Raw genomic sequence first — 18,100 nt, 5'->3', positions numbered from 1 at the left:
TGGTCCGTTCCTCAGCGTCATTCCGGGGCGCCCGCATAGCGGGCGAACCCGGAATCTCGTCGCCACAATCTCGGGATTCCGGGTCTGCGCTGCTGGCGCAGCGCATCCCGGAATGACGAGCGTGACTGCAGTCGCAGCAAGACTATCAACGGAGATCGTGCGATGACCGAGCAGAAGCCGACCGGGCGGCCCGATACGCCGTTTCCGAAGCATTGGCTGTACTACATCGCGATCAAGATTGCGCTGCTGGCCGGCGCCACCGCGCTGGTGCTCAAGCTGTACGGGTTCTGGTGATGAGCACCGCGCAACCCGCTTTGCGGCCGTATCTGCCCGAGGATGCCGCGGTCGCTGCTGCGATCTTTGTGGCGGCGATCGAGCAGCTCACCGCTGACGATTACAGCGAGGAGCAGCAGGAAGCGTGGGCCTCGGCGGCCGACGACGACGCGAAATTCGCCGCGCGGCTATCCGGCCAGCTCACGCTGATCGCAACGCTGCAGGGCGTGCCGGTCGGCTTCGCCTCGCTCAAGGAGCCGGACCACATCGACATGCTGTACGTGCACCCCGACTACGTCGGTCGCGGCGCCGCGGCGACGCTGATCGACGCGCTGGAGAAGCTCGCCGGCGCGCGCGGCGCGCTGATCCTCACCGTCGACGCCAGCGACAACGCCGCCGAATTCTTCGCCAAGCGCGGCTACGTCGCCAAGCAGCGCAACACCGTTTCGATCAATGGCGAATGGCTCGCCAATACCACGATGACAAAGTCGCTGGCGGATGCCGCCGCGCCCGGAGCTTCCTCATGAGCCGCGAACGTCTCTATCTGTACGACACCACGTTGCGTGACGGCGCCCAGACCAACGGCGTCGACTTCACCCTGCATGACAAGAAGCTGATCGCTTCGCTGCTCGACGATCTCGGCATCGACTATGTCGAGGGCGGCTACCCCGGCGCCAATCCGCTCGATACCGAATTCTTCGGAACGGAGCAGAACCTCGAGCGCGCCACCTTCGCGGCGTTCGGCATGACCCGGCGGCCCGGCCGCTCGGCCTCGAACGATCCCGGCATCGCGATGCTGCTGGATGCCAAGGCGGATGCGATCTGCTTCGTCGCCAAGTCGTCGGAGTACCAGGTCCGGGTCGCGCTGGAGACCACCAACGAGGAGAATATCGCCTCGATCCGCGACAGCGTCTCGCTCGCCAAGGAGAAGGGCCGCGAGGTGCTGGTCGATTGCGAGCACTTCTTCGACGGCTACAAGGCCAATCCGGAGTTCGCGCTGCAATGCGCTAAGGCGGCGTATGAGTCCGGCGCGCGCTGGGTGGTGCTGTGCGACACCAATGGCGGCACCATGCCGGACGAAGTCGAGGCGATCGTCGGCGAAGTGGTCAAGCACATCCCCGGCGCGCATGTCGGCATCCATGCCCATAACGACACCGAGCAGGCGGTGGCGAACTCGTTCGCCGCTGTGCGGGCCGGCGCGCGGCAGATCCAGGGCACGCTGAACGGCCTCGGCGAGCGCTGCGGCAACGCCAATCTGTGCTCGATGATCCCGACGCTGAAGCTGAAGAAAGAGTTCGCCGACAAGTTCGAGATCGGCGTCTCCGACGACAAGCTGGCGAGCCTGGTGCAGGTGTCGCGCGCGCTCGATAACATCCTCGACCGCGCCCCCAATCCGCACGCGCCCTATGTCGGCGGCAGCGCCTTCGTCACCAAGACCGGCATCCATGCCTCCGCGGTGCTGAAGGATCCGCAGACCTATGAGCACGTGCCGCCGGAGTCGATCGGCAATCATCGCAAGGTGCTGGTGTCGGATCAGGCCGGCAAATCCAACGTGCTGGCCGAGCTGGCGCGTACCAACATCCAGTTCGACCGCGACGATCCGCGGCTGTCCCGTCTGGTCGAGAAGCTGAAGGAGCGGGAAGCGGCCGGCTACGCCTACGAGTCCGCCAACGCTTCGTTCGATCTGCTCGCGCGCGGCACGCTCGGCACCGTGCCGGAATTTTTCCGGGTCGATAAGTTCGACGTCAATGTCGAGCAGCGCTACAACTCGCATGGCCAGCGCGTGACGGTGGCGATGGCGGTGATCAAGGTCGAGGTCGATGGCGAGACCCTGATCTCGGCCGCGGAAGGCAACGGCCCGGTCAACGCGCTCGACGTCGCGCTGCGCAAGGATCTCGGCAAGTATCAGAAGTACATCGAGGGTCTGAAGCTGGTCGACTACCGTGTTCGTATCCTCAATGGCGGTACCGAGGCCGTGACTCGGGTGCTGATCGAGAGCGAGGACGAGGACGGCCGGCGCTGGACCACGATCGGCGTGTCGCCAAATATCATCGATGCATCGTTCCAGGCGCTGATGGATTCGGTCGTCTACAAGCTGGTGCAGTCAAACGCGCCGGTATAATCCTGCCGAGTCCTTTCCCCGTCATTGCGCGCCGAAGGCGAAGCAATCCAGCTCCGTGCACCGGGCTGGATTGCTTCCTCGCTTCGCTCCTCGCAATGACGAGAGAACAATGCCCTGAGCGCGGTTGTCATCGCCGCGCCGCGCTGACAACATATCCCCCAAACAGGTCGTAGCCCGGCGGATTCACGCCGGCCACAGGGGGAATGCTCGTGCACGGGATCAATGGGGCGCAGTCTGTCGTTCAGACGCTGGTGAATTGCGGCGTCGAGGTGTGTTTCGCCAATCCGGGCACCTCGGAAATGCACTTCGTCGCGGCGCTGGATTCGGTCAGCGGGATGCGGCCGGTGCTGTGCCTGTTCGAAGGCGTGGTCACTGGCGCGGCCGATGGCTACGGCCGGATCGCCGGCAAGCCGGCGGTGAACCTGCTGCATCTCGGGCCCGGTCTCGCCAACGGCCTTGCCAATCTGCACAACGCCCGCCGCGCTGCGACGCCGATCGTCAACATCGTCGGCGACCACGCTGCTTACCACCTGCAATACGACGCGCCGCTGACGTCCGACATCGCCGGCTTCGCCCGGCCGGTATCGACCTGGATCCACGAGTCCAAGAGCGCCGGCGCGGTGGCGAGCGATACGGCGCGCGCGGTGCAGGCGGCCTGTGCGGCGCCGGGCGGCATCGCCACGCTGATCATGCCGGCGGACGTTGCCTGGAATCCGGCCGCGCGCGCGGCGCACAAGCTGCCGGAGATCGGGCCGGCCAAGGTTGCGGCCGAGACCGTCGAGGCGATCGCCAAGCTGCTCTCGAACGGCAAGAAGTCTGCGCTGCTGCTGCGCGGATCGGCGCTGCTCGGCGATGCGCTGAAGGCGGCCGGACGGGTCGCAGCCAAAACCGGGGTCCGGCTGCTGTGCGACACCTTCGCGCCGCAGACCGAACTCGGCGCCGGCCGCGTCCCGCTGGAGCGCATCCCGTATTTCTCGGAACAGATCACCGCGTTCCTCAAAGACGTCGAGCAACTGATCCTGGTCGGCGCCAAGCCGCCGGTGTCGTTCTTTGCTTATCCCGGCAAGCCGAGCTGGGGCGCGCCGGACGGCTGCCTGATCGATTATCTGGCGCAGCCGCACGAAGACGGCGCCCAGGCGGTGACGGACCTCGCCACCGCGCTCGACGCGCCGGTCGAGCCCGCCGTCCGCACTCAGCTGGTGCTGCCCGAGCTGCCGAAGGGCAAGCTCAACTCGCTCGGCGTCGCGCAGGCGATCGCGCATCTGACGCCCGACCACGCGATCTACGCCGAGGAGGCCAACACATCCGGGCTGCCGTTCCAGATGATCCTGCCGAAGGCGCGGCCGCACACCCATCTGCCGCTGACCGGCGGCTCGATCGGGCAGGGGCTGCCGCTGGCCATCGGCGCCGCGATCGCGGCCCCGGATCGCAAGGTGGTGTGTCCGCACGGCGACGGCGGCGCCGCCTACACCATGCAGGCGCTGTGGACGATGGCGCGCGAGCAGCTCGACGTCACCGTGGTGATCTACGCCAATCGCTCCTACGCGATCCTCAACATCGAGCTGCAGCGGGTCGGCGCTGCCGGCGCCGGCGCCAATGCGCTGTCGATGCTCGATCTGCACAATCCGGAGATGAACTGGATGAAGATCGCCGAAGGTCTCGGCGTCGAAGCCAGCCGTGCCACCACCGCCGAGGAATTCTCCGCGCAATATGCCTCGGCGATGAGCCAGCGCGGCCCCCGGCTGATCGAAGCCTTGATCTGAGGGAGCGGCCGATGACCTTGGATATCGTCGGCTCACTCCGCTCCATCGTCGGCGACGGCGGCGTGCTCGAGGCGTCCGAACTGTCAAAGCGCTCCGCCGGCACCTACCGCTTCGATACGCTGAAAGCCGCGGCGCTGGTGCGCCCGACTTCGACCCAGCAGGTCTCCGAGATCCTGCGCTGGTGCCATGCGAATGGCATCCACGTCGTCACCCATGGCGGCCTGACCGGTCTCGTCCACGGTGCCGACGCCGAGCCCAGCGAAGTGATCCTGTCGCTGGAGCGGATGCGCGCGATCGAGGAAATCGATCCGAAGCAGCGTACTGCCGTGGTGCAGGCCGGCGTGCCGCTGCAGGCGCTGCAGGAGGAGGTCGACAAGCACGATCTGGCGTTTCCGCTCGACCTTGGCTCGCGCGGCAGCGCCACGCTCGGCGGCAACGCCGCCACCAACGCCGGCGGCAACCGCGTGATCCGCTACGGCATGACGCGCGACATGATCCTCGGCCTCGAAGTTGTGCTCGCCGACGGCACAGTGCTGTCGTCGCTCAATCATTTAATCAAGAACAACGCCGGCTACGACCTCAAGCAGCTGTTCATCGGTTCGGAAGGCACGCTCGGCGTCATCACGCGGCTGGTGCTGCGGCTGCGAGAAAAGCCGCTCGCCACCAACATGGCGTTCGTCGGGCTCGACGGCTTCGATGCGGTGGCGAAGTTTTTGAAGCACTGCGACCGCGCGCTCGGCGGCACGCTGTCGGCCTTTGAGGTGATGTGGCAGTCGTACTACCGGCTGATCACCACCCCGCCCGCCAAGGGGCGGCCGCCGATCGGACAGGACCACACGTACTACGTGCTAGTCGAAAGCCAGGGCTCGGACCTCGAACTCGACGGCCAGCGCTTCACCGCGGCGATGGAGACGGCGCTGGAATCCGGACTGATCGCGGATGCGGCGATCGCGCAGTCGGAAGAGGATTGTCGCGCGTTCTGGGCGCTGCGCGACGATGTCGGCCAGGTGCTGCAAGGCGGCTTGCCGATCGTGTTCGACGTCTCGCTGCCGATCGCCGCGATGGAAGGCTATGCCGAGACGTTGCGGGAGACGCTGGACAGCGAGATCGGCGAGCACCGGCTGTGGATCTTCGGCCATCTCGGCGACGGCAATCTGCACGTCGTCGTGCAGGTCAAGCCGATGGAGTATCTGGCGCTGCGGCCGAAGGTCGAAGCGCTGGTGTACCGGCCGCTCGCCGCCTGCAACGGCTCGGTCTCGGCCGAACACGGCGTCGGCCTGGAGAAGAAGCCGTATCTCTACGTCAGCCGCAGCGCCAACGAGATCGCGTTGATGCGCACCTTGAAGCTCGCGCTCGACCCCAAGGGCATTCTCAACCCCGGCAAGATCTTCGACCCCGGGCAGACGCTCGGGGCACGATGATGACGAAAGCTCTGTCGGGCCGCGACGCTCAGTAGCGCGCGTCCTTCGGCTTCGGATCCTTCGGCCAATCCTTCACCTTGCCGGGGAAGTCCGGCCGCTCCATGTGGCTGAAATAGGCGGCGACGTCGATCGCTTCCTGGTCGGTCAGCTCGCCCTGGCCGAGCGGGAATTTGTCGTGGCTGGCGATCGGCATGTTGCGCTTGACGAAGGCCGCTGCGGTGTAGGTGCGGGCCATGCCGGCGCCGATGTTGAACGAGCGCGGTCCCCACAGCGGCGGATACACCACGCGGCCGGCGGCATCCTTCAGCCCTTCACCGTCGTTGCCGTGACACACCGCGCAGCGCGCCGCGTAGATCTCCTTGCCGTTGTCGAGGTTCGGCTGCAGCGATCGATCGACCTTGCCGACGCCGCGGCCGGCGACCTTGTCCTCCGGCTTGGTCGAGCCCTGCATCCAGTCGAAATACGCCACCATCGCCTTCATGTCGGGGCCGTCGACCGGCAGCGGCTTGCCGTTCATCGAGCGCTGGAAACAGCCGTTGATGCGGTCTTCCAGCGAGATGACACGGCCGGCACGCGGCGCGTAGCTCGGGAAGAACGCCGCGACGCCGACATAGGGGCTGCCGTCGGCGACGGTGCCGGCATTGAGATGGCACGAGGCACAGTTCAGGTCGTTGCCGACGTTGTTCGGCAGCAGTGTGTGGGTCTCCGCATTCAGCCGCATGCCGCGGACCAGTTGCTCGGCGTTCGGCTGCAACAAAACATCGGCGATCCGCGGCGTCTCGAACCGCGAGGTGTCGATCTTCGGATCGAGCGCGGCGCGGGCTGACGCGATCTGCTCGGTGGTGACGGCGCCGGCGTTGCCGCCCCAATTGGCGCGGACGAAGCTCAGAATGTCGGCGATCTCGCGATCGTTCAGGCGGGCGAACGACGGCATCGTCCATACCCGCGGATGTGCGGTGGTCGCGGTCGTCTGCCAGCCGGTGAGGGTGATGTGCACCAGCGTCGCCGGATCTTGTGCGGCGATCGTCGGGTTGCCGGCGAGCGGCGGAAACACGCCCGGCACGCCGGCACCGTTGCCGCGGTGGCAGTCGGCGCAGAACTGGGTGTAGCCGAGGCCACCGGGGGTGGTGTAGGTCGACGCCGGCACCTCGGCCACCACTGTCGCTGGCGCCGGACGGTCGGTCGGCAGCGCTTTCAGATAGGTGGCGATCGCGATGAGATCCTGATCGGTCATGTGCTGGGTCGAATGCCGGATCACGTCGGTCATGCCGCCGGCCGCGGTGGCGAAGCGGTTCTGACCGGTCTTCAGCATTTCGACCGTGTCGGGCACCGTCCATAATCCGCGCAGGTTCAGCGCGTTCCAGTGTTCGACCTTGGCGCCGACGAGATACTCGGCTCCGTTCGGACCGGCATCGCTCATCGCCTTCTCCTGGAAGGCGATGCCGCGCGGAGTGTGGCAGGCGCCGCAATGGCCGAGGCCCTGCACCAGATAGGCGCCGCGATTCCACACCGCGTCCTGGTTCGGCTCCGGCTTGAACGGCGCCGCATCGAGGAAGGCGACGTTCCAGAACGCCAGTCCGATCCGCATGTTGAACGGGAAGCTCATCTCCGGCGCACGATTGGCCTGCGCTACCGGCGCGAGGCCCTTGGTCAGATACGTCCACAGCGCCGCCATGTCGTCGCCGCTGATCTTGGCGTAAGACGGATACGGCATCGCCGGATACAGATTGTGGCCATCCGCCGCGACGCCCTTGCGCATCGCACGGTCGAACTCGGCGAACGACCAGTTGCCGATGCCGGTCGCGCGATCCGGCGTGATGTTGGTCGACCACAGGCTGCCGAATGGTGTGTCGAGCTTCAGACCGCCGGCCATCGGCGTGCCGCCGGGGGCGGTGTGACAGGCGACGCAGTCACCGGCCTGCGCGATGTACTCGCCGCGCTTGATCAGATCGGGATCGAGTTTGGCATCGACAGCCTTGAGCTTGGCGTCGACGGCGGGCGGCTGGATGATCCACAACGCCGCGCCTCCGATCACGACCAGCGCCGACGCGGCGAGAACAGCGAGGGTTTTGGCGGCGCGGCCGCGGGATTCGGACATGGCAGGCTCGATTCGAGGTTTGTTGCGGTGCGACGCTAAGCGCGCCGCCACGTCGCCTCAACTCGGGCTCACCACTTAGGTCGTAATGGTTTGTCGGACGGGCCGAGGTGTCTCAGCACGAGCAGTCCGGCCTGAGCCGATAGGGTTAGCAGCAGCTCAACGGGGAGATAACGGCCGCGCGGTCACAGGCGCTTGGCAATCTCGGGAGGCATCGCGCGGTCGGGCGAGGGGTCGGCTGCGGCCTGCAGCTTCGGCAGAATCTCCGCCACCTCTTCGGCCTTCAGAATCTCGACGGCGAGCGCGGGGCGGATGAAGGCGGTGGCGCGCATGTGCGACAGCAATTCGAGCAGCGGCTGCCAGAAGCCGTCGATATCGGCGATCAGGATCGGCTTGGTGTGACGGCCGAGCTGCTGCCACGTCATCTGCTCGACGAGTTCTTCCAGTGTGCCGATGCCGCCCGGGAGCGCCACGAAGGCGTCGGAGCGCTCGAACATCAGCCGCTTGCGCTCGTGCATGTCCTCGGTGACGATCAGCTCGGAAACGCGTCCGAGGGCGATCTCCTTGGTGCTGAGAAAACCCGGAATGATCCCGGTCACCGCGCCGCCGTGGTCCAGCACCGCATTCGCGACCGCGCCCATCAGCCCGACCGCACCGCCGCCATACACCAGGCCGATGCCGTTATCGGCGAGTTCCTTGCCGAACGCGGTGGCGGCTTCGAGAAAACGGGGATTGCTGCCCGGTCCGGAGCCGCAATAGACGCAGACGGTCTTGATCTCGCTCATGGTGGCGGATGTGGCACCGCGGGATGACAGCGTCAAGACGGACGCCGCCATGCCCGTGCAACAGCCTGTTATGACGTAAAGAATCGTCGTCGCAGGGTGCACCTTAGAGGTGAAACACTATATGAAGGCGAACGCGGCAAGCGATTTCGATCGCGCGGCCGGATTCGGCCCACGGACTTCCTCAGGCACCTGTTGATGGCTCACCCTCACTCGCATTCGAGCAGCGGCTCTCCCGTCGCGATTCCGGAAGACGCGACCGCGCAGAAGGCCACGCTCGGCGGCACGCTCGTGCATCTGTGGCCGTATATCTGGCCCGGCGACCGGGCCGACCTGAAGATGCGGGTGGTGTGGTCGATCGTGCTGCTGATCGCCGCCAAGGCGGCGACGCTGGTGGTGCCGTTCACGTTCAAATGGGCGACCGACGCGCTGACCGGGGCCGATACCGCGCCGATCGCGCCGTCGAACTGGACGCTGTGGCTGATCGCGTCACCGTTGGCGCTGACTGCGAGCTACGGCCTGATCCGCGCGCTGATGGCTGTGCTGACGCAATGGCGCGACGGCGTGTTCGCCAAGGTGGCGATGCACGCGGTGCGCAAGCTGGCGTATCGCACCTTCGTGCACATGCACGATCTGTCGCTGCGATTTCATCTCGAGCGCAAGACCGGCGGTCTGACCCGGGTGCTGGAGCGCGGCCGGCTCGGCATCGAAGTGATCGTCAGGATGGTGATCCTGCAACTGGTGCCGACGATCATCGAGCTGTCGCTGGTGATGGCGGTGCTGCTGTGGCAGTTCGACTGGCGCTACGTCGCCGCGGTGATGGTCACCGTGGTGTTCTACATGCTGTACACCTACAAGGCGACCGAATGGCGGATCGGCATCCGCCGCCGCATGAACGATTCCGACAGCGACGCCAACCAGAAGGCGATCGACTCGCTGCTGAACTACGAGACGGTGAAGTACTTCGGCGCCGAGGAGCGCGAGGCGCGGCGCTACGACAAGTCGATGCAGCGCTACGAAGAAGCGAGCGTCTCGACCTATACGTCACTGGCGGTTCTCAATGCCGGGCAGGCGGTGATCTTCACCTTCGGCCTGACCGCGACGATGCTGATGTGCGCCTCCGGCGTGCGCAACGGCACCAACACGGTCGGCGATTTCGTGATGATCAATGCGATGATGATTCAGCTGTATCAGCCGCTGAACTTCATGGGCATGGTGTATCGCGAGATCAAGCAGGCGATCATCGACATCGAGAAGATGTTCGCGGTGCTGTCGCGCAAGCCGGAAGTCGAGGATCGTGCCGGCGCCAAGCCGCTGGCGGTGACGGCGGGCACCGTGCGGTTCGAGGACGTGCGGTTCGCCTACGACCCGTCGCGGCCGATCCTCAAGGGCCTCACCTTCGAAGTCCCCGCCGGCAAGACGGTGGCGATCGTCGGCCCGTCGGGCGCCGGAAAATCGACGATCTCGCGGCTGTTGTTCCGGCTGTACGACGTCTCGGGCGGCCGCATCCTGATCGACGGTCAGGACATCCGCACCGTCACCCAGACCTCGCTGCGCGCGGCGATCGGCATGGTGCCGCAGGATACCGTGCTGTTCAACGACACGATCCGCTACAACATCCGCTACGGTCGCTGGGATGCCACCGACACCGAGGTGGAGGAGGCGGCCAGGACCGCGCAGATCGACGCCTTCATCAAGTCTTCTCCGAAGGGCTACGACACCGAGGTCGGCGAGCGCGGCCTGAAGCTGTCCGGCGGCGAGAAGCAACGCGTCGCGATTGCGCGAACGGTTCTCAAAGCGCCGCCGATTCTGGTGCTGGACGAAGCGACCTCCGCGCTCGACAGCCACACCGAGCACGAGATTCAGGGCGCGCTGGAGCGTGTGGCACAGAATCGCACCTCGCTGGTGATCGCGCACCGGCTTTCGACCATCGTCGGGGCTGACGAGATCATCGTGCTCGCGCAGGGCCGGATCGCCGAACGCGGCACCCACGCGCAGTTGCTGGCGGCGGGCGGGCTTTACGCCAGCATGTGGAACAGGCAGCGCGAGGCCGAAGAGGTGCGCGAGCGGCTGGCGCTGATCGGCGAAGAGGAACCTCCGATTCGTCAACAGGAGGGGGCGGATCTTGCTCCGGATGCGTCCATCAGGCAGGCCAAGCCTGACGACGATCTGGCAACTTCGTCGGCGGCGGAGTAATCGTTGTTGCAGCGCCCTATTGTAATAGGCTTTCGAAGTTAGGGGACTCCCGATGTCCATCGTCAATTCCGTTCGCGCCCAGATCCCGCCGATCCATCGCGAGGGCTATCCGTTCGTCGGCGGCTTCGCCCTGGCGACATTGATCCTGTTCTGGATCTGGTCGCCGCTCGGCTGGATCGGCACTGTGCTGACGATCTGGTGTGCCTATTTCTTCCGTAACCCGCCGCGCACCACGCCGGTCCGGGACGGGCTGGTGGTATCACCGGCCGACGGTCGGGTCTCGATGGTGGTCGATATCATTCCGCCGCCGGAGCTGGGCCTCGGCACCAACCCGCTGCCGCGGGTGTCGATCTTCATGAGCGTGTTCAACTGCCATGTGAATCGCAGCCCGGTGGCCGGCAGGGTCGAGCGGATCGTGTATTCGCCGGGCAAGTTCGTGAATGCGGAGCTCGACAAGGCCAGCGAAGACAACGAACGCAATTCGATGGTGCTGTCGACCGAGCACGGCCAGATCGGCGTGATCCAGATCGCCGGCCTGATCGCCCGGCGGATCGTGTCGTTCGTCCGTGAGGGTCAGCCGCTGGTCGCCGGCGAACGGTTCGGCCTGATCCGGTTCGGCTCGCGGCTCGACGTCTATCTGCCCGAGGGCACCAAGCCGCTGGTCGCCGAAGGGCAGACCGCGATTGCCGGCGAGACGGTGCTGGCCGACCTCAAGGGCAACGACACTGGACGGATCTACCGGACCGACTAACATCGGAACCGGCCGGCCCGAAGGTTGCCATGATGGCCGCGTAGGATGGTGGTTCCGAGACGAGAGCGAGACCGATGCCTTTCGATCTGAATTCCCCTGAGACGCCGCGCCGCCGGTTCGGGCCGATCCCGGTGCGTTTGCTGGTGCCGAACGTCATCACGCTGCTGGCGATCTGCGCCGGTCTGACCGCGATCCGGCTGTCGACCGAGGGGCGGATGGAACTGGCGGTCGCGGCGATCGTGTTCGCCGCGGTGCTCGACGGCATCGACGGCCGCGTCGCCCGGATGATCAAGGGCCAGTCCAAATTCGGCGCCGAACTCGACAGTTTGGCCGATTTCGTCAATTTCGGCGTCGCGCCGGGCCTGATCCTGTATTTCTGGCAGCTCCACGATCTCAACAACGTCGGCTGGATCGCCGCGATGGTGTTTGCGATCAGCGGCGGCCTACGGCTGGCGCGGTTCAACGCCACCATGGACGACCCCAATAAACCGGCGTTCGCCGCCAATTTCTTCACCGGCGTGCCGGCCCCGGCCGGCGCGATCACGGTGCTGCTGCCGGTCTATATGAGCTTCCTCGGCGCGCCGACTCCGCCGGCGGTGCTCACCGCGGTCTACACGCTGCTGATCGCGTTTCTGATGGTGTCGCGGCTGCCGGTGTTCTCCGGCAAGACGGTGAAGATGCGGGTGGCGCCGGAAATGGTGCTGCCGCTGTTCGTCTCGGTGGTGTTGTTCATCGCGCTGCTGATCGGCTACCCGTGGCACATCCTGTCGGCCTGCTCGGTGCTGTATCTGCTCAGCCTGCCCGTCGGTTGGCGGTCGTATCGCGACCATCAGCGCAATGCCGCGGCGCAGAAGAGCGCCGGAAGTGCGCCCGGCCAAAAGCCGACGCTGGTCGTGACCGACCCGATTCAGCACGACGACGACCGGCCGGCACGGCTGAACTGAGGCGTTCGTGAGCCGTTCGGCTCGCCGCGGTTCTCATGGCCGCTACTCTCTGGCGGCTTTCGGGGCAGCTATTGGTGCCTCGGCCTCGGAGTTTCACGAGGATTTCCGTGAAAGTGTGAATAGTTTGTTGCCGTGCCGGATGGTTAGCGCGGCGGCAATCACGGCCGCTCCCGATTAACTTTACGCGTCTTTAATGGCGCGCCGCTTACGGTGAGCCCGCGCAGCGCAGAATGTGCCGCGCCGCCGCCAGCGCGGGCTGGCGCGCGAGTGGTTGCGTCGGAGTGAATAATGGACATCATGACGTCAGCCGGCCTGGTCGGCGGCATCGCAGTCATTGCCGTGATGATGCTGATGGGCGGTGACGTCCACATGTTCATCTCCGAACACGCGATGATCATCATCTTCGGCGGCTCGCTGACCGCGACGATGATCCGCTTTCCACTCAACGTGATGCTCCACGGCCTGCCGCTCGGCGCAAAATTCGCCTTCACGATGAGCCGGCTGTCGGCGCGCGATCTGGTCGACGAGCTCGCCAACATCGCCGAGATCGCCCGTAAGTCTGGTCCGGTCGGCCTCGAAAAGGTCGAAGCCGACGATCCGTTCCTCGCCAAGGGCATTCGCTACGTGGCGGACGGTTACGACCTCGAATTCATCCGCGACAATCTCGAGCGTGATCGCGACAACTTCCTGATGCACCTCGACGAAGGCAGCAAGATCTATCGCGCGATCGGCGACTGCGCTCCGGCGTTCGGCATGATCGGCACGCTGATCGGCATGGTGCAGATGTTCTCCAACATGTCGGACCCGTCCAAGCTCGGCCCGTTCATGGCGACGGCGCTGCTGGCGACGCTGTATGGCGCGCTGGTCGCGAACCTGTTCTGTCTGCCGATCGCCGACAAGCTGCACACCAAGAAGATCGACGAAGAGACCAACCGGACCCTGATCATCGACGGCATTCTGATGATCCGCGACTCCAAGAGCCCGACCTTGGTGCGCGAAATGCTGCTGGCCTATCTGCCCGAGAAGCATCGTTCGGAAGAAGACGAAACGGTCCCGGCTTAACCCGACCTCTGTCGATCGCGGGAAGGGACGGCGATGGCCAAGAAGAAGAAAGCCGAAGAGCACGCTGGTGGCCACGGCTGGTTCGTCACTTTCGCCGACCTGATGGGCCTCTTGATGAGCTTCTTCGTGATGCTCGTCGCATTCTCCACGCAGGACAAAGCCAAGCTGATGATCGTCGCCGGTTCGATGCGCGAGGCGTTCGGCGTGCAGAGCGATGCGCGCTATTCCGGCATCATCGAGAGCGACGGTCTGCCCACCCGCGGCAAGGTCAAGAACACCGAGCACGTCAATCCGGAGCTGTCGACCGCCAAGCCGTCGCCCGGCGATGTGACGCGAGACGAGGGCATCAACACCAAAGAGGATCGCGAGTTCGCGATGGCTTCGGCGTCGCTGCGGCAGGCGCTGCAGAACATGCCGGAAATCGCCGAGCTGTCGAAGAACATCATGTTCGAGGAGACCAAGCAGGGCCTCAACCTCGAGATCATGGATCAGGACGGCCGCCCGATGTTCGCTGACGGCTCTAAGGCGCCGTTCGAACGGACGCGCCTGCTGCTGCAGCGTCTCGCGGTGCCACTGCGCGCCACGCCGCTGCGGGTCAGCATCGTCGGCCATACCTCGTCCGGCCTGCTGCCGGAGCGCAGCGACTACAACGGCTGGGATCTGTCGTCGGATCGCGCCAATTCGGTGCGCCAGATCCTGGAACGGGAAGGGCTGCCGAGCTCGCATATTTTCGCGGTGACCGGCAAAGCCGATACCCAGCCGCTGTTTCCCGACGATCCGTCGATTTCCGCCAATCGCCGGGTGACGATCACGCTGATGCGTGAAAGCCCGGCGCTGCCGCCCGGCTTGAAGCCGTAACGGGCGAGCCGTCGCCGGCCGCGGCGCCGCTTGCTGGCGACATCTGCAAACGGCCCGATTTCATCCGCCCCGGCACGTTCGGAACCCATGGCCCGCGGTTGCGTTGGCGACGACATCGCCGCTAGTTTTATCGGTGCCTTGGCGGTCGGGGTGGCCTCTGCGAGCTGAACCTCCATAACAGCGGTCGCGGAGGTTGGATCAAAACCAGGATCGAGCTTTCACCGCAGCCATGGCAATCGCCACCGCGACCAGCGAAGCCCCCGACAAAACCGGTTTCTGGGCCCTCACGCTCGGGGGGATCGGCGTCGTATTCGGCGATATCGGGACTTCGCCGCTGTACGCGTTTCGCGAGGCGGTTGCCGGTGCAGCCGGCAGCGCACCGGCCAGCCGGGTTCTGGTGCTCGGCGTTCTGTCGCTGATCCTGTGGTCGCTGCTGATCGTCGTCACCGCGAAATACGTGCTGCTGCTGCTGCGCGCCGACAACAACGGCGAGGGCGGAACGCTGTCGTTGATGGCGCTCGGCCAGCAGGCGCTCGGCCGCCGCAGCGGGACGCTGCTGGTGCTCGGCGTGATCGGCGCCTCGATGTTCATCGGCGATTCAATGATCACGCCAGCGATCTCGGTGCTGTCGGCTGTCGAAGGTTTCAAGGTCGCGGCTCCCGCGCTCGAGCCCTACGTGGTGCCGCTGACAGTGGTGATCCTGCTGGCGCTGTTCGCAGTACAGAGTCACGGCACCGCAGTCGTCGCCCGCGCCTTCGGGCCGGTGATGCTGGTGTGGTTTTCCGCGCTGGCGGCCCTGGGGGCGATGCACATCATGGACGACCCCACTGTGCTCGCCGCCATCAACCCTTGGTACGCGGCGCAATTCCTCGCCAGCCACGGCACCATCGGGCTGGTGACGCTGGGTGCGGTGTTCCTCGCCGTCACCGGCGGCGAGGCGCTGTACGCCGATCTCGGCCATTTCGGGCGGGGGCCGATCCAGACCGGCTGGCTCGGCTTCGTCCTGCCGGCTCTGTTGCTCAACTATTTCGGCCAAGGCGCTCTGGTGCTGGCCCATCCGGCCGCTCTGGAGAATCCGTTTTACCGGATGGTGCCGGACGCCATGGTGCTGCCGCTGACCCTGCTGGCGACAGCGGCGACGGTGATCGCCAGCCAAGCAGTGATCACCGGGGCGTTCTCGCTGATCAGCCAGGCGGTGCAACTCGGCCTGCTGCCGCGTTTCGAAGTGCGCTACACATCGGAGACCAACGCCGGGCAGATCTATCTGCCGCGCGTCAATACCATGCTGCTGATCGGCGTGTTGGTGCTGGTGCTGGTGTTCCAGACCTCCAGCGGTCTGGCCTCGGCCTACGGCATCGCGGTGTCCACCACCATGGTGGTGGACGGCATCATGGGCTTCGTCGTCATCTGGAAACTGTGGCACTGGAGCCCCGTCGCCGCGGCGCTGTTGATCGTGCCGTTCGTACTGGTCGACGCGATGTTCTTCAGCGCCAATCTGCTGAAACTGCTCGACGGCGCCTGGTTGCCGCTGCTGTTCGGTCTGTCGTTGGCGATATTGATTTGGATCTGGCGGCGCGGCGTGGCCTTGCTCACTATCAAGGCGCGCCGCGCAGAGGTGCCGCTCGACGATCTGATCGCCAGCCTGGAGAAGCATCCGCCGCATATCGTCAAGGGGACGGCGGTGTTCCTGACCGCCGATGCCGAATTCGTGCCGCCGGCGCTGCTGCACAATCTGAAGCACAACAAGGTGCTGCACGAGCACAACGTCGTCCTGACGATCGAGACAGCCCATACGCCGCGCGTCAGCTCGGCGGATCGAATCCGGCTGGAGCCGGTCAGCGACAAGTTCAGCAAGGTCAGGCTGCGCTTCGGCTTCATGGAGAGCCCGAATGTTCCGAAGGCTTTGGTCTTGGCTCGTCAGTTCGGCTGGACGTTCGACATCATGTCGACGTCGTTCTTCGTGTCGCGCCGGTCCCTGAAACCGGCGATCAAGTCGGCGATGCCGAAATGGCAAACCAAACTCTTCATTGCGCTCTCGAAGTCCGCGAATGACGCCACCGACTACTTCCAGATCCCGACCGGGCGGGTGGTGGAGGTCGGCGCCCAGGTCACCATCTGACCGCGGGGAAACCTGAGGGCGGCTTCGACCAAAGCGGCGGTGATTTTCCGCCGCGGTTCGCTTATCCAGCAAAGATGGCCGCCAAGACGCTGCAGAGCTTGATTTTCCTTGCGCTAGGAGCAACCTTGGCGCCGCAATGGTCGAGCGTCGGTCTCGGTTTTGCGCTCATCGATCCGGGCAGTGCGATCGCGGGAGAACTGAGAGTGGTAGGCCAAGTTGAAGATTTGACACCGCAGGACGTCGCCAAGGGCATCGCCGAAGGGCGCTACCTGCTGGTCGACGTTCGTGAGCCGAACGAAGTCGCGGTGGAGGCCTATCCCGACGCCGTGGTGGTTCCGCTGTCGGCCTTCGACCCCAAGGCGATCCCCGATCCGGCCGGCAAGCAGGTCGTGTTCGCCTGCCGCTCCGGCAAGCGCTCGGTGACGGCGTCGCTGGCCGCGCAGGCCGCCGGGCTGGCCTACACCCGGCACCTCGCCGGCGGAATCCTGGGCTGGAAGGCGGCCGGTCTGCCGACCAACCCGGGTCGTTGATCCGAGCGATGACCGCCGTCCGATGAGCAACAAGGTCTTCGCCGATCTGCCCGTCACCGTGTTCGAGGCGATGTCGCAGCTCGCGCGCGACAACGACGCGATCAATCTCGGGCAGGGCTTTCCCGACGATCCGGGGCCGGAAGACATCCGCCGTGCCGCCTCGGATGCGGTGCTGAACGGCTACAACCAGTACCCGTCGATGATGGGGCTGCCCGAGCTGCGCCAGGCGATCTCGACCCACTACGCGCATTGGCATGGGGTCCAGCTCGATCCGATGACCGAAGTGATGGTGACCTCCGGCGCCACGGAAGCGCTGGCGAGCGCCATCCTGTCGGTGGTCGAACCCGGTGACGAAGTCATCGTGTTCCAGCCGGTGTACGATTCCTATCTGCCGATCATCCGGCAGGCCGGCGGCATTCCGCGCCTGGTCCGGCTCGAACCGCCGCATTGGCGGATCACCGAAGAGTCGCTGCGGCGGGTGTTCAGCGCCAAGACCAAGGCGATCGTCTTCAACAACCCGCTCAACCCGGCGGCGGTCGTCTATCCGCGCGAAGATCTCGAGCTGCTGGCGCGGTTCTGCCAGGAGTTCGACGCGGTGGCCATCTGCGACGAGGTGTGGGAGCACGTCACCTTCGACGGCCTCGACCACATCCCGCTGATCGCGATCCCCGGGATGCGCGATCGCACCATCAAGATCGGCTCCGCGGGCAAGATCTTCTCGCTGACCGGTTGGAAGGTCGGTTTCGTGTGCGCCGCGCCGAAGCTGCTGCGTGTCGCCGCCAAGGTGCACCAGTTCCTCGCCTTCACGACCGCGCCGAACCTGCAGGTCGCGGTCGCCTACGGGCTCGGCAAGAGCGATGATTACTTCCTGCAGATGCGCAAGGATCTTGCCCGCAGCCGCGACCGGCTGGCGGAGGGGCTGTCCAGCATCGGCTTTCCGGTGATCCGCTCGCAGGGCACGTATTTCCTCACCGTCGATCTGTCACCGCTCGGGCTCAACGAGACCGACGAGGCGTTCTGCAAGCGGATCGTCACCGACTACAAGGTCGCGGCGATTCCGGTGTCGGCGTTCTACGAGGAAGAGCCGGTCACTTCGGTGGTGCGGTTCTGTTTCGCCAAAAGGGATCAGACGCTCGACACCGCCCTCGAGCGCCTGTCGGATGCAGTTCACGGGCGCTAGGAAT

The 18,100-nt window shown here is 65.5% G+C and carries 15 protein-coding genes; 13 read left to right on the top strand and 2 right to left on the bottom strand.

Annotation, left to right across the window (positions count from 1 at the left end):
* Positions 1-162: 162 nt before the first annotated feature.
* From DNX69_RS26775 to DNX69_RS06970, 5 genes are all read left to right on the top strand, one after another.
* Entirely contained in the window at positions 163-294 is a 132-nt protein-coding gene (locus DNX69_RS26775) for a hypothetical protein (RefSeq protein WP_011157553.1), read from the top strand.
* The gene (locus DNX69_RS06985; RefSeq protein ID WP_110785297.1) at positions 294-800 is read left to right on the top strand and encodes a GNAT family N-acetyltransferase; all 507 of its coding nucleotides are present in this window, start codon (positions 294-296) and stop codon (positions 798-800) included. Before DNX69_RS26775 ends, DNX69_RS06985 begins: the two co-directional genes overlap by 1 nt.
* Positions 797-2,395 carry a citramalate synthase gene (gene cimA, locus DNX69_RS06980; RefSeq protein WP_110785296.1) on the top strand — a complete coding sequence of 533 codons (1,599 nt, stop codon included), beginning with the start codon at positions 797-799 and terminating at the stop codon, positions 2,393-2,395. The genes DNX69_RS06985 and cimA overlap by 4 nt, the downstream gene beginning before the upstream one ends.
* A 203-nt stretch (positions 2,396-2,598) precedes the next feature.
* Complete coding sequence (locus DNX69_RS06975; RefSeq protein ID WP_110785295.1) at positions 2,599-4,158, top strand: acetolactate synthase large subunit; 1,560 nt, start codon at positions 2,599-2,601, stop codon at positions 4,156-4,158.
* Positions 4,159-4,169: 11 nt separating this feature from the next.
* The gene (locus DNX69_RS06970) at positions 4,170-5,579 is read left to right on the top strand and encodes an FAD-binding oxidoreductase (RefSeq protein WP_110785294.1); all 1,410 of its coding nucleotides are present in this window, start codon (positions 4,170-4,172) and stop codon (positions 5,577-5,579) included.
* A 28-nt stretch (positions 5,580-5,607) separates the two neighbouring features.
* Here DNX69_RS06970 and DNX69_RS06965 read toward each other — a convergent pair whose 3' ends face one another.
* Together DNX69_RS06965 and DNX69_RS06960 are read right to left on the bottom strand one after the other, a co-directional pair.
* On the bottom strand, positions 5,608-7,677 hold the full coding sequence (locus DNX69_RS06965) for a c-type cytochrome (protein WP_110785293.1): 2,070 nt from the start codon (positions 7,675-7,677) through the stop codon (positions 5,608-5,610).
* Positions 7,678-7,859: 182 nt separating this feature from the next.
* On the bottom strand, positions 7,860-8,459 hold the full coding sequence (locus tag DNX69_RS06960; RefSeq protein WP_110785292.1) for a TIGR00730 family Rossman fold protein: 600 nt from the start codon (positions 8,457-8,459) through the stop codon (positions 7,860-7,862).
* Between the two features lie 195 nt (positions 8,460-8,654).
* Here DNX69_RS06960 and DNX69_RS06955 point away from each other — a divergent pair, with 195 nt between their 5' ends.
* The 8 genes from DNX69_RS06955 to DNX69_RS06920 all read left to right on the top strand — a co-directional run bounded on the left by DNX69_RS06955 (position 8,655) and on the right by DNX69_RS06920 (position 18,096).
* A complete protein-coding gene (locus tag DNX69_RS06955; RefSeq protein ID WP_165825204.1) occupies positions 8,655-10,652 on the top strand; it encodes an ABCB family ABC transporter ATP-binding protein/permease in 1,998 nt (665 codons plus the stop codon).
* 52 nt (positions 10,653-10,704) lie between these two features.
* Complete coding sequence (locus DNX69_RS06950; protein ID WP_110785291.1) at positions 10,705-11,403, top strand: phosphatidylserine decarboxylase; 699 nt, start codon at positions 10,705-10,707, stop codon at positions 11,401-11,403.
* Between the two features lie 74 nt (positions 11,404-11,477).
* Positions 11,478-12,347 (top strand): CDP-diacylglycerol--serine O-phosphatidyltransferase, encoded by an 870-nt coding sequence (pssA, locus tag DNX69_RS06945; protein WP_110785290.1) that lies wholly within the window; start codon positions 11,478-11,480, stop codon positions 12,345-12,347.
* Between the two features lie 288 nt (positions 12,348-12,635).
* A complete protein-coding gene (locus tag DNX69_RS06940; RefSeq protein ID WP_110785289.1) occupies positions 12,636-13,409 on the top strand; it encodes a motility protein A in 774 nt (257 codons plus the stop codon).
* A gap of 33 nt (positions 13,410-13,442) precedes the next feature.
* Positions 13,443-14,267, top strand: a complete 825-nt coding sequence (locus DNX69_RS06935) for an OmpA/MotB family protein (protein ID WP_110785288.1) — start codon at positions 13,443-13,445, stop codon at positions 14,265-14,267.
* Positions 14,268-14,496: 229 nt separating this feature from the next.
* Positions 14,497-16,386, top strand: coding sequence for a potassium transporter Kup (locus DNX69_RS06930; protein WP_110785287.1), 1,890 nt, complete (start codon positions 14,497-14,499; stop codon positions 16,384-16,386).
* Positions 16,387-16,589: 203 nt separating this feature from the next.
* Entirely contained in the window at positions 16,590-16,916 is a 327-nt protein-coding gene (locus DNX69_RS06925; RefSeq protein ID WP_110785426.1) for a rhodanese-like domain-containing protein, read from the top strand.
* Between the two features lie 22 nt (positions 16,917-16,938).
* A complete protein-coding gene (locus tag DNX69_RS06920; protein WP_110785286.1) occupies positions 16,939-18,096 on the top strand; it encodes an aminotransferase in 1,158 nt (385 codons plus the stop codon).
* The last annotated feature ends 4 nt before the right edge of the window (positions 18,097-18,100 follow it).

Origin of the sequence: Rhodopseudomonas palustris (assembly GCF_003226555.1) — a bacterium.
In the GTDB taxonomy this organism is placed as follows: domain Bacteria; phylum Pseudomonadota; class Alphaproteobacteria; order Rhizobiales; family Xanthobacteraceae; genus Rhodopseudomonas; species Rhodopseudomonas palustris_I.
Note: the sequence above shows the minus strand (reverse complement) of the source record. Positions and strands in the feature narration are given on the sequence as shown.